Source organism: Methylobacterium sp. Leaf117 (genome assembly GCF_001422985.1).
In the GTDB taxonomy this organism is placed as follows: domain Bacteria; phylum Pseudomonadota; class Alphaproteobacteria; order Rhizobiales; family Beijerinckiaceae; genus Methylobacterium.
Window position 1 is genome coordinate 212,422 of the sequence record NZ_LMNL01000001.1, and the last position, 12,089, is coordinate 224,510.

The 12,089-nt window shown below is 66.3% G+C and carries 9 protein-coding genes; 5 read left to right on the plus strand and 4 right to left on the minus strand.

The features are described 5' to 3' along the window. Window positions 1-271 precede the first annotated feature (271 nt). The 4 genes from ASF57_RS00950 (at window position 272) to ASF57_RS00965 (ending at window position 3,979) form a co-directional block, all read left to right on the plus strand. Window positions 272-964, plus strand: coding sequence for a 50S ribosomal protein L25/general stress protein Ctc (locus tag ASF57_RS00950; RefSeq protein WP_056478967.1), 693 nt, complete (start codon window positions 272-274; stop codon window positions 962-964). Between the two features lie 141 nt (window positions 965-1,105). Then, on the plus strand, window positions 1,106-1,714 hold the full coding sequence (gene pth, locus ASF57_RS00955; RefSeq protein ID WP_056189582.1) for an aminoacyl-tRNA hydrolase: 609 nt from the start codon (window positions 1,106-1,108) through the stop codon (window positions 1,712-1,714). A gap of 67 nt (window positions 1,715-1,781) precedes the next feature. Further along, window positions 1,782-2,879: a redox-regulated ATPase YchF gene (gene ychF / locus ASF57_RS00960; RefSeq protein ID WP_056189579.1), complete on the plus strand. Its 1,098-nt coding sequence runs from the start codon at window positions 1,782-1,784 to the stop codon at window positions 2,877-2,879. A 104-nt stretch (window positions 2,880-2,983) separates the two neighbouring features. After that, window positions 2,984-3,979 carry a MaoC family dehydratase gene (locus ASF57_RS00965; RefSeq protein WP_056478971.1) on the plus strand — a complete coding sequence of 332 codons (996 nt, stop codon included), beginning with the start codon at window positions 2,984-2,986 and terminating at the stop codon, window positions 3,977-3,979. A gap of 4 nt (window positions 3,980-3,983) precedes the next feature. Here the strand turns inward: ASF57_RS00965 and mtnA are convergent, their stop codons facing one another. The 4 genes from mtnA to ASF57_RS25310 all read right to left on the minus strand — a co-directional run bounded on the left by mtnA (window position 3,984) and on the right by ASF57_RS25310 (window position 8,663). Then, the gene (mtnA, locus tag ASF57_RS00970; RefSeq protein WP_056478974.1) at window positions 3,984-5,081 is read right to left on the minus strand and encodes an S-methyl-5-thioribose-1-phosphate isomerase; all 1,098 of its coding nucleotides are present in this window, start codon (window positions 5,079-5,081) and stop codon (window positions 3,984-3,986) included. 145 nt (window positions 5,082-5,226) lie between these two features. Then, window positions 5,227-6,408 (minus strand): phosphoserine transaminase, encoded by a 1,182-nt coding sequence (locus tag ASF57_RS00975; protein ID WP_056478977.1) that lies wholly within the window; start codon window positions 6,406-6,408, stop codon window positions 5,227-5,229. Between the two features lie 193 nt (window positions 6,409-6,601). After that, window positions 6,602-8,098, minus strand: a complete 1,497-nt coding sequence (locus ASF57_RS00980; RefSeq protein WP_200935788.1) for an MFS transporter — start codon at window positions 8,096-8,098, stop codon at window positions 6,602-6,604. Window positions 8,099-8,354: 256 nt separating this feature from the next. Beyond that, a complete protein-coding gene (locus tag ASF57_RS25310; protein WP_156375910.1) occupies window positions 8,355-8,663 on the minus strand; it encodes a hypothetical protein in 309 nt (102 codons plus the stop codon). Between the two features lie 347 nt (window positions 8,664-9,010). Between ASF57_RS25310 and ASF57_RS00985 the strand changes: the two genes are divergently transcribed. After that, window positions 9,011-12,061 (plus strand): autotransporter domain-containing protein, encoded by a 3,051-nt coding sequence (locus ASF57_RS00985; RefSeq protein ID WP_056478980.1) that lies wholly within the window; start codon window positions 9,011-9,013, stop codon window positions 12,059-12,061. Window positions 12,062-12,089 lie beyond the last annotated feature (28 nt).

Below are 12,089 nucleotides of genomic sequence, written 5' to 3' on the forward strand. Positions count from 1 at the left end.
GTCGCGCTTTCCTCGAACGAGCGCGGCCACGCTCTTGCGAGCGGTTTGCTACCCGATGGATCAACGGAAGCGCGACCGGCGCTTGCCTTCAGGATGGAATGACCTGTGTTGCTCCTGCGGTTGCGCCGGGAAGCACTTGCGGGTATAGGCCGCGCCAGCGCTCGCCAGACACCCTTGGAGGCACGGGCGCTTCGGGATTCGGGGCTTGGCCGTCCGTTTCGGGCGGCCTTTCGCGTTTTCCGTTCATTCTCATACGCAAAAGGATCACGCCATGAGCGCAGTCAAGACGCTTGAGGCCGTGGCACGCGACCGGGTCGGCAAGGGGGCCGCCCGGGCCGTTCGTCGCCAGGGTCACGTTCCCGCCGTCATCTACGGAGGCGGCCAAGCCCCGCAATCCATCGCGGTCGACCTCATCCGCATCCGCACGCTGATCTACGCTGGTGGCTTCAAGACCACCCTGTTCGAGATCAACGCCGGCGGAAAGAAGACCCGTGCGATCCCGCGCGATTTCCACCTCGATCCCGTGACCGGCGTGCCGATCCATGTCGACTTCCTACGCGTCGTCGCCGGTCAGTCGATCACGGTCGAGGTCCCGGTGCACTTCGCCAACGAAGATGCGGCGCCCGGCATCAAGCAGAAGGGTGGTACGCTCAACGTCGTCCTCCACACCCTGGCCCTCGAAGTCGCCCCTGACGCGATTCCGGATGCCATCGAAATCGACCTGACGGGTCGGGAGATCGGCGATGCGATCCACATCACCGATGTGAAGCTCCCTGCTGGCGCGACCTTCACGGGTGAGCCCGACGCCACCGTCGCCAACATCGTACCGCCGACCGTCCTCGGCGCCGAGGTCGAGGCCGAGGAGGCTGCAATCGCCGAAGCGCAGTCCGCCGAAGCTGCCGACGAGAAGGCCGAGGAAGAGGCCGCCGAGGCCGTTGCCGAAGACGAGAAGAAGGAAGACTGAAATCTGGGCTCGCGCCCGGCTTCACGTCATCCATGACAGTGCCCCGGCCAGCAGGCTGGGGCATCTCTATTTCGAGGCCTACGCCGGCATCCGCTCACTCTCGCGGGTCCGGCCGCAAACTCGCAGGGATCCATTCGCGCCATGCGCCTGATCGTCGGTCTCGGCAATCCCGGCCCTCGCTACGCGAAGAACCGACACAACATCGGCTTCCTGGCCCTCGACGAAGTGGCCCGTATCCACCGGGCCGGTCCGTGGCGGCGCAAATTCCAGGGTGAGATCGCCGAGGTAGCGCTCGGGCCGGAGCGTGCGATCCTCCTCAAACCGCTGACGTTCATGAACGAGTCCGGTCGCGCGGTTCAGGAGGCTCAGCGCTTCTACAAGATCGCGCTCTCCGACGTGATCGTGCTCCATGACGAACTCGACCTCGCTCCGGCCAAGCTGCGGGTGAAGACCGGCGGCGGCAATGCGGGTCATAACGGCTTGCGCTCGATCACCGCGCAATGCGGCAACGATTACCGGCGTGTCCGCCTCGGCATCGGTCACCCAGGAGACAAGGCCCTCGTACACGCCTATGTGCTGAACGACTTCGGTAAGGGCGAGGAAGCCTGGGTCGACGACCTCTGCCGGGCGGTGGCAGACCAGGCGCCGCTCCTGGCGGCCGGCGAGGATGCGAGCTTCCAGAACAAGGTCCACCTCGCCATGGCGGGACGGGGCTGGGACGACGTCAAGCAGGTCAACGCCCGCGATTGACCGCGGCAGCGACATCGGATTTCACGCAGGCCGACTGCGGTCGGCTTCGCGAACGGACAGGTGACCCATGGGCTTTAAATGCGGCATCGTCGGCCTGCCGAACGTCGGCAAGTCGACCCTCTTCAACGCGCTGACGCAGACGGCCGCCGCTCAGGCGGCGAATTACCCGTTCTGCACCATCGAGCCGAATGTCGGCGAGGTGGCGGTGCCGGACGCGCGCCTTGATGATCTGGCCAAGATCGCCGCCTCGAAGGAGATCATCCCGACGCGTCTCACCTTCGTGGACATCGCCGGCCTCGTGCGCGGCGCATCGAAGGGCGAGGGCCTCGGCAACCAGTTCCTAGCCAATATCCGCGAGGTCGATGCCATCGCCCATGTCGTTCGCTGCTTCACCGACGGCGACGTGACCCATGTCGAGGGCAAGGTCGATCCGGCTGCCGATATCGAGACCATCGAGACCGAGTTGATGCTTGCCGACCTCGATAGCCTGGAAAAGCGCGTCATCGCTCTGGAGAAGAAGGCCAAGGGTGCCGACAAGGAGGCCAAGGAAACACTCGACCTCGTCCAGCGCGCCCTGCCGCTGCTGCGCGAGGGCAAGCCGGCCCGTCTGGTCCAGCGCAAGCCCGACGAGGAGAAACTCTTCCAGAGCCTCGGCCTGATGACAGCGAAGCCTGTCCTCTACGTCTGCAATGTCGACGAGGGCGATGCCGACAAGGGCAATGCCTATTCTGAAGCGGTGATGGCCCGCGCGAAGGCGGAGGGCGCCAAGGCGGTGGTGGTTTCGGCCAAGATCGAGAGTGAGATCGCGGTGATGCCGCTGGCCGACCAGGGAGATTTTCTGGAGGCGGTCGGCCTCGCGGAGCCCGGGCTGAATCGCGTGATCCGCGCCGGCTACGAACTTCTCGGACTCATCACCTACTTCACGGTGGGTCCGAAGGAAGCGCGCGCCTGGACCATCGAAAAGGGCACCCGTGCGCCCGCGGCTGCCGGCGTGATCCACACGGATTTTGAGAAGGGCTTCATCCGGGCCGAGACCATCGCCTTCAACGATTACACCACCCTGAAGGGTGAGAGCGGTGCGAAGGAAGCCGGTAAGTTCCGCCTCGAGGGCAAGGAGTACGTGGTCCAGGACGGTGACGTCCTGCACTTCCGCTTCGCCAACTGAGCCAATCCGGGCCGGATCGCGCGCGAAACGGGTGCCACTCTGCGGGGCGGCATCGGTTTCGCGTCGTCCAGGCGCGAAGACGTTCAAAGCCAGAGAGGCCCCGCATGCCCGGCATCACCTTCGAAGACTTCACCCCCGGGATGGCGATCGACGGTGGCCCTTTGACGGTCACCGAGGCCGAGATCGTCGCTTTCGCGGCGGAATTCGATCCGCAGCCGTTCCATCTCGATGCCGAGGCGGCCCAGGCGACGTTCGTGGGTCGGCTGATCGGCTCTGGATGGCAGACCGCCGGGTTCGGCATGCGACTCCTTCAGCGGCATGCGTTCCGCGGAGCGACCTCGATGGGCTCGCCCGGGATCGCCGAACTTCGCTGGCTCCGGCCTGTCCTGCCGGGGGATGCCCTCAGCATATCGGTTCGCGTCGAGTCGTGCCGGGCATCCAACACCAAGCCGGATCGCGGCTTCGTCGTCTTCGCGATGACCATCCTGAACCAGGATGGCGAGCCGGTGATGACCCAGAACTTCACGGTGATGTTTGCCCGTCGCGGAGCGACACCACTGCCGCCACGCAGGGTCGAAGCGCCGGACGACGCACCTCTCATCGAGTCCGCTGACGCCGAACCCTTGTGCTTCCTGGAAACGGCGCCCCTTGGCGCGGCCCGGGAACTTGGGGCGCATCGGTTCACGCCGGAGGCCGTCATGGCCTTTGCCCGGACCTACGACCCGCAAGCCTTCCACCTCGACCCCGAGGCGGCCCGGCAGACGCATTTCGGGGGGCTCTGCGCCTCGGGTTGGCATACGGCGGCCGCCTGGATGAAGCGTCTCCACATCACCCGTGGCCGCGACGTCGTCCATACCGCCCGCACCGGTCCGGTGCCGCAACTCGGGCCGTCACCGGGGTTTCGCGATATGCGCTGGCTCGCGCCGGTCTATGCCGGCGACACGATCCGCTACACCTGCACCCTGGTGGACAAGCGGGCCACCGCCTCACGACCGGGCTGGGGGCTCGCGACCCACCAGAACGTCGGCGTAAACCAGCGCGGTGAAACGGTTTTTTCCTTCACCGGCTCGGTTTTCTGGCAGTGGGCGCCCGAGGCGTGACGCCTCAGGCGGCCTTGCGGCGCTCCGGATAGAGCGACAGCAGGCCCTCGGAATCGGCCGACGCGACGCCGCGCTCGGTGATGATCCCGGTGACGAGGCGGCCCGGCGTCACGTCGAAGGCCGGATTGGCGACCGGGCTTCCGGGCGAGACCACTTCGATGGTGGCGAAGCCGCCATCGGACAGACGGCCCGTCAGGTGGGTGACCTCGCGACCATCGCGTTCCTCGATCGGAATCTCCCGCACGCCGTCATCGAGGGTCCAGTCGATCGTCGAGAAGGGCAGAGCCGCGTAGAACGGCACGTGATTGTCGCTGGCGGCGAGCGCCTTCAAGTACGTGCCGATCTTGTTGCAGACGTCGCCCGATGAGGTCGTGCGATCCGAACCGACGATGCAGATGTCGATCGCGCCGTGCTGCATCAGATGCCCGCCGGCATTGTCGGCGATGACGGTATGCGGGACGCCGTGGCCGTTGAGTTCGAAGGCGGTGAGCGCCGCACCTTGGTTGCGGGGGCGGGTTTCGTCGACGAAGACATGGATCGGCACGCCGGCATCGTGCGCCACATAGATCGGCGCCAGAGCGGTGCCCCAATCCACCGTAGCGAGCCAGCCCGCGTTGCAATGGGTCAACACGTTGATCGGCCTGCCTTTTTCGCGATGCAGATCGCTCAGGATCGCGGCGCCGTGCACCCCGATGGCGTGGCAGCTCGCGACATCTTCCTCCGCGATGCGCCCGGCTTCGGCATAGGCGAAGGCGGCGCGGTCGGCTTCCGGCACGGTGCGGAGCTTGGCGGCGACCCGGTCGAGGGCCCAGCGAAGGTTGATCGCGGTGGGGCGGGTCGCGGCGAGACGGTCGACCGCATGGTCGAGGCCTGCCTCGGTGGCGTCGGCCCGCAAGCCGAGGGCGAGACCGTAGGCGGCGGTGACGCCGATCAGCGGCGCGCCGCGCACCACCATGGTGCGGATCGCCACGGCGGCGTCGTCCAGGGTCGCTAAGGTCTTGAGCTCAAAAGCGAAAGGCAGGCGGGTCTGATCGATCACCGCCACGGAGGCGGCGTCCTCGGCGGGGAAGATGGTGCGGTAGGGCTTGCCGTCGATCTTCATGCAGCGTGTCCGGGTGCGGGTGGGCCGGGCCGAGACGCCCTATCGAGAGAGGCGGGCGACGGAGGTTCACAAGGAATCCGTCGCCTGTATACCAGCGCTTTTCAGGGGCGTGGTATACACGAGCGTCGCGTCACGGTCGCGGGGTCTACGCCGCCCGCGCGAGCAGCTTCGCTTTCTCCTGGGCAAACGCCCAGTCGAGCCACGGCGTCAGGGCCTCGAGATCCGAGCGCTCGACCGTGCCGCCGCACCAGATCCGCAAGCCGGCGGGGGCGTCGCGATAGGCGCCGATGTCGTACGCGATGCCGTCCCGGTCGAGGGTGTCGGCGATGCCCTTGGCGACGGCGCCGACGGCGGCATCACCGAGCGCCAGCACGTCGGGATCGGCGATGACGAGGCAGACGCCCGTGTTGCTGTAGGTGCCGGCATCGGCCGCGAGGTGGTCGATCCAGGGCGTGCGTGCCACCCAGTCGTGGATGATTCGGGCATTGGCGTCGGCCCGGGCATGCAGCGCCGGGAGGCCGCCGATTCGCTCGGCCCATTTCAGGGTGTCGAGATAATCCTCGACCGCCAGCATCGAGGGCGTGTTGATGGTGTCGCCCTTGAAGATGCCCTCGATGAGCTTGCCGTCCTTGGCCAGGCGGAACACCTTCGGCACGGGCCAGGCCGGGACGTTGCCCTCGATGCGGGCGACGGCGCGGGGGGAGAGCACGATCATGCCGTGCGCGGCCTCGCCGCCCATGACCTTCTGCCAGGAGAAGGTGACGACATCGAGCTTGGCCCAGTCGAGCGGCATCGCGAAGGCCGCCGAGGTGGCGTCGCAGATGGTGATGCCCTCGCGGTCGGCGGCGATCCAGTCGCCGTTCGGCACGCGAACGCCGGCGGCGGTGCCGTTCCAGGTGAAGATGACGTCGTTGTGCCGCGTATCCACCGCCGACAGGTCGGGCAGGATTCCGTAGGCGCCGACATGGACGCGCGGCGCGATCTTGAGTTCCTTCAGGGCGTCGGTGACCCATTCCAGGCCGAACGCCTCCCAGGCCACGACCTCGACGGTCTTCGGACCGAGCATCGACCACATCGCCATCTCCACGGCGCCGGTGTCGGAGGCCGGCACGATGCCGATCCGGTAATCGGCCGGCACCTGCAGCACGGTGCGGGTCAGGTCGATCGCCTCGGCGAGCTTGGCCTTGCCGACGGCCGAACGATGCGAGCGGCCGAGCGGCGCGTCCGAGAGGGCGTCGAGGCTCCAGCCGGGACGCTTGGTGCAGGGGCCGGAGGAGAAGTTCGGCACGCGGGGGCGCGTGGCGGGTCGGTTGGTCACGGACGTCATCCTTCCAGATGAGAGCTCCTAGGCGGGGAGGAGTGGCCCGGAGACGCCAATGGACCCGCGTCGCACCGGACGCAAGCGCTCGCCGGACCGCCGATGGGCGAACCGACACTCGACCAGGGCCGGGCGGCACCGCAGCGCCGGGGAGTGCCGGCGGCCCGGGCCGAGACGAGGCCGCCCCGACTTCGCGCCCGCCTCAAGGCTGTGCAGCCCGGTTGGGCAAGGTCGCGAAGATGCCGCCCGCCAGAAACGTGACAATTCCTAGAATGACGACGGTCTCGCGAAAGGCATGAACGTAACCCAGCGGCGTTTCGTCGAGCAGGAAGGCCTTCATCAGCAGCGTTGCGATGGCGATTCCAAGGCTCATCGAAAAATACTGCATCATCGATGCCATGGAAGACGCCATGGCGATATCGTGCTCACGAATATCGGTATAAATCAGCGTGTTCATCACGGTGTATTGAAGCCCTGTGAGGCAGCCATAGAGAAACATGTAAACCCTGAGAACCAGGGCGCCCGTGCTTGGGCTCAATGCTGCGAATCCGCCGACCGATAAGGCCACGAGCGTCGTGTTCACCAGCAGGAACGGTTTGTATCCGTAGCGGACCAGCAGTCGATCAACCAACCGTTTGGCAACGATCGATCCGATCGCTTGCGGAACAAGCATCAGGCCGGCTTCCGCGGGCGACCATGCGCAACCGACCTGAAGGAAGATCACCTGTATCAAGAACAGGCTGGAGATTCCGAGCCGTGCGAGCAGGTTTCCCGCCATCGCGACCGCAACGCTGCGCACCCGGAACAGTGCGAGGTCGACCAGAGGATGCCGACAGTGTCGGCTCCAGGCGATGTAGATCGCGAACAGGACGATCGCGCCGGCCAAGCCGGTCACCCCTTGCCACTGGGACGCCACGACGTTCTCGGAACTGTCGAGGAGCAGGACCGATCCCGCTCCGAAGAGCGCGAAGCCAAGGGTGTCGAACCGTTTCCACGCGACCGCCCGGACGTCGATCATGTGCCGATTGTTGACGATCAGCGCGAAAACCCCGATCGGGACATTGATGAAGAAGACCATGCGCCAGGAGATGTACTGCGCCAGAAACCCGCCCGCGAACGGTCCGATCGTGGCTCCGACCAGTCCCACCGTCGCGACGGTGCTGATCGTGGCGACCAGCCTCTTCGGATCGATGCTGCGGACCATGACATATCGGCCGACGGGAAGGAGGGCGGCGCCACCGATCCCCTGAAGGACCCGAGCGGCGACCAGCTGTGACACGCTCGTGGCGAGCCCGCAGAGAAGGGAGGCGACGGTGAAGACGACGATCGCGCCGCCGAAGATGCGCTTCGTTCCGTAGCGCTCGCACAGCCACGGTGTCGCCGGAATACAGACGGCCAGCGTCAGAACATAGGCCGTGAGGACCGGATGCAGTTCCAGCGGGACGGTCGAAAACGCGGACGCGATGATCGGGATCGCGGCATTGACGATCGTGGCATCGACGGCCTGCATGAACGCGCCGGTCGATACGAGCAGGAGCAGCCAGAAACGGCGCTCGCTTTCCGGTCCTTCAGGCATCCCCACCTTGTCCTGCTCGATATGCGGAACCGACGGATGCGATGTCGTCCCGATTGGCGCGCCGTCGGGTGGGAAACCCATCATGGAATCGGGGCCGCACAGTCGGTGAGGGCTATCCGACATCGAGAATCCGCGAGATCGGATTGCGCAGAGCGGTCCGGATGCATCGCCGTTCCGGCCATGCCTATAGGCTGAACTGTCATGTGTATAGCAGGTTTGCACGTGAGAAATAGCCCGCTCGAAGGGGGCGAGGATTGTCGTGTTCTCGACTCGGCCGCGTTCTATTGATCCTGGTTCAGCAATTCCGAACGTATCCGTCCTGTTGTGCGATCTGCCACTCTCGGGTTCGTCCGGGTCGAGTCACAAACCAGACGCCTGATCAAAGATCGTCGACAATCGATCGTCGAATCAAGTGTCGGGTTTGTGTTTCGATGTTCTGTTTGATCATTTCTGGTGACAGCGTCACCGAAGGAAAGATCACGGCGTTAGGAATGCCTGCGCCGTTCGACAGGCGTGTGGAGATTGTGGCGATGGGCCTGCGCCAAACCTTCGTTCGATCCCGCTTGATCGCAGGATCGATGCGCGCTCGGCATGGCTCGGATGCCGGACCCGCGCGGCAATTCCTGCGCGCATTCTCCAGCCGCGACGTTTGCCGCGCCCGCGAGGCGATACGGGCGCCGAAGCCCACGGTTCAAGCGGCCACAAACGCCAGACTATCGCCCAGACGGTATTTTCGGCGCCCGAGCCTCCACGGTCTTTTGTCGACCGTCACCAGAGTTTCACAAATGTTCTCTAGACAAATTCCATACCAAGATTTTCTTATAGCCAAATCTATATCAGTATAAAATATTTTACGATCAGAAAATATCTCCAAACGCTGCACGCCATCCCCGGAAACAGAATAAAACTCGATCTGAGAAAGAGACTACAATGCTTCTTCGTATGTCTGGCGTGTCCGCACTTGTGCTGGCTGCTTCCTTCAGTCCGGCGCAAGCGCAAAGCTTGAACACGCTACCGCAGCGGGAGGGGGCCCAGGTGCTGAACGGCATCTTGAGCCTTCCGCGGAAGACCTATCTGGAGAGCTTGCAGCGCACGATCGAGTTCAATCGTAGCGCCAGCCCGGCGCGATTCGACAAGGCGGTGATCGATGCCAACAGCTACGATCTCCGCTTCTTCGGGACGAAGGCCGCCAATTTCCTGCAGGCGGTCCCGAGCGGCAGCCCGACCCCGGTCGGCAACGCGCTCGACTTCATCTCGAAGACCGCCAACGGCCGCGTCGGCGGTGACAGCGGCGTGCTCAAATTGTACTATGGAGCCATCAACACCTACGGCACGGTCTTCGGCCTGACTCAGCCGGGCGTTCCCAATTCCCAGGGCAATCCGAGGCCGTTCCAGGTCAGCAGCGAGATCAAGCTCGACCCGCGCTACGGCCTGGTTCAGAGCAGCAATTCGGCGGCCTTTCCCAGCGGACACTCGACCGCCGCCAACACCAACGCCCTCCTCTACGCGGTGATGGTACCGGAACTCTACCAGCGTTCGTTGACGAAAGCGGCCGAGTTCCAGAACAGCCGCCTCGTGCTCGGCGTGCACTATGCCCTCGACGTCATCGGCGGCCGGATTCTCGCCTTCCAGGAAACCACGAAGCTCCTGAACAATACGCCCGGCTATCTGCAGCCCGGCGAAGATTTTGCGGCAACCGTCGCGCAATCTGCCCAGGCGCTGAACAGCTATATCCGGGCGCAATGCGGCCTCGGCGCCGGGGAGTGCGCCGCGCAGAGCCCGAACGAGTACAGCGACAAGGCGAAGAACAAGGCTTTCTACGAAAACACGCTGACCTATGGCCTGAGTCCGGTCGGCCCCACCGACCTCGCGCCGGTGGTCCCGGTGGGCGCCGAGGTCCTCCTGGCCACCCGTTTTCCCTATCTCAGCGCCGAACAGCGCCGCGACGTGCTCGCGACCACCGAACTCGCCTCGGGTCAACCCCTCGATGACGGCAGCGGCTGGGCCCGGCTGAACCTGTTTGCGGCCGCCGACGGATACGGTGCGTTCAACGGCCCGATCCGGGTCGTCATGGATGCGGCCAAGGGCGGGTTCTCGGCTTATGACAATTGGGGCAATGATATCGGCGGGTCCGGCTCATTGACCAAGGACGGCACCGGCACGCTCGCGCTGAGCGGCAACAACACCTACGCGGGCGGGACGACCGTCCTCGGGGGTACGCTCATCGGACAGGCCCGCGCCTTCGGTACGGGGACGATCACCGACAACGCCGTCGTCATCCTCGATCAGGCCGCGGATGCCACCATGGCCAACACCATCAACGGCACCGGCCGCCTGACCAAGATCAATGCCGGTCGGCTGACCCTCACCGGAAGCGGCACCCTTTCCGGTCCCCTCTCGGTGCTGGAAGGTGGTCTCGCGGTCAACGGATCGTTCGCGAACGCGCCCGTCATGGTCGGGTCCGGGGCGAGCCTCGGAGGCACGGGGACGATCGGGACCGTGACGGCGCTGTCGGGCGGTACCGTCGCGCCGGGCAATTCCATCGGGACTCTGTCCGTGGCCGGAAACGTCGCCTTCGCGGCCGGCGCCACCTATCAGGTCGAGGCCAATGCCGCCGGGCAGGCGGACCGGATCGCTGCCGGAGGTCAGGCGACGCTGTCGGGCGGCACGGTTCAGGTGCTGGCCGCCTCCGGTGCCTACAACCCCCGCACCACCTACACGATCCTCACCGCCACGGGCGGCGTCTCGGGCCAGTTCGCCGGGGTGACTTCCAACCTCGCCTTCCTAACCCCGACCCTTCGTTACAGCCTGTCCGACGTCGACCTGACGCTCACCCGCAACGACGTGCCGTTCGCCGCGAGCGCCACCTCCCGCAACGGCATGGCGGTCGCCAACGCGATCCAGGCGGCCGGGACGGGCCGGATCTACGACGCTGCCGTAGGGTTCACCGCCTCGGAGGCCGCGGGCGGCTTCCGTGCCCTCGCGGGCGGCATCCATGCCAGCACCGTCTCCACCGCCTACGAGACCGCCTTCTTCGTGCGTGAAGCGGTCCTCGACCGCCTGCGCTGGGGCAACCCCGGCACCGGCCTGGATTACGGCACCCTGCCGTCCGCCTACACGGCCGATCTGCCGGGCCGCTCGCCGGCGGTGGCGAGCGTGCCCATGCGGATCCTGGACCCGCAGGTGGTCGGGCTCTGGGGCCAGGGCTTCGGCGCGTTCGGCAGCGCGAAGGGCGGCGGCAACGCCTTCGATATGAACCGGCAGATCGCCGGCTTCGCCACCGGTGCGGACCTGCAACTGCCGAGCGGCCTGCGCCTGGGCGTGGTTGGCGGCTACACCGAGGCCTACCTGGACAGCGCCGGACGAGCCGGCGGCACCAGGGACGCGGAGAGCGCCGCGCTCAAGAGCGGGTTCGGCGGCGTCTATGGCGGCTACGCGGTCGGCCCGCTTTCGCTGCGGCTGGGCGCGATCTATGCCGGCACCGACACGCGCACCCGACGGGCGGTGCCGTACGGGCTGTCGAGCACGCTGGGCGGCCACGGCGGCGGCTACACGGTCCAGGGTTTTGGCGAGATCGGCTGGAAGATTGCGCTGGGAGCGCCGATCGCGGCGGTGCTGGTGTCGAAGGATGGCGGGACCGGTGCCGGCGTGCCGCTGGTGGCGACCTATGTCGAGCCCTTCGTGGGCGGAGCCTATGTGGGCGTCCGGCGCGATGCCTTCGCGGAGACGGGCGGCGCGGCCGCACTGGCGGGCGCGGCGGCGGATTACGGCGTCGGCGCCACCACGGTGGGCGTGCGGGGACAGACGGGCCTGGATCTCGGGCTGGGCTTGCCGGTGACGGTGCGGGGTCTCGCGGGCTACCGGCGGGCGTTCGGGGACGTGGTGCCGAAGGCGCTGCTGACCTTCGCCACCGGTCCGGCCTTCCTCAGCGCGGGCGTGCCGATCGACCGGGACGCGTTTGTGGCCGAAGTCGGCCTGGACGTCGCGGTGGCACCGAACGCCAGCCTGGGCGTGGCCTATACCGGCCAGACCGGCAGCCGGGCTCAGGACCAGGCCGTCAAGGGGAACTTCGTCTGGCGCTTCTGATCCCCCGGCCCGACGCGGTTCGATCCGC

Bases quoted from the DNA above. Each gene is read 5' to 3' on its own strand.
- ASF57_RS00975 (WP_056478977.1), bottom strand. From the start codon at position 6,408: ATGACGTCCGTGACCAACCGACCCGCCACGCGCCCCCGCGTGCCGAAC.
- ASF57_RS00950 (WP_056478967.1), top strand. From the start codon at position 272: ATGAGCGCAGTCAAGACGCTTGAGGCCGTGGCACGCGACCGGGTCGGC.
- ASF57_RS00965 (WP_056478971.1), top strand. From the start codon at position 2,984: ATGCCCGGCATCACCTTCGAAGACTTCACCCCCGGGATGGCGATCGAC.
- mtnA (WP_056478974.1), bottom strand. From the start codon at position 5,081: ATGAAGATCGACGGCAAGCCCTACCGCACCATCTTCCCCGCCGAGGAC.
- pth (WP_056189582.1), top strand. From the start codon at position 1,106: ATGCGCCTGATCGTCGGTCTCGGCAATCCCGGCCCTCGCTACGCGAAG.
- ychF (WP_056189579.1), top strand. From the start codon at position 1,782: ATGGGCTTTAAATGCGGCATCGTCGGCCTGCCGAACGTCGGCAAGTCG.
- ASF57_RS00980 (WP_200935788.1), bottom strand. From the start codon at position 8,098: ATGTCGGATAGCCCTCACCGACTGTGCGGCCCCGATTCCATGATGGGT.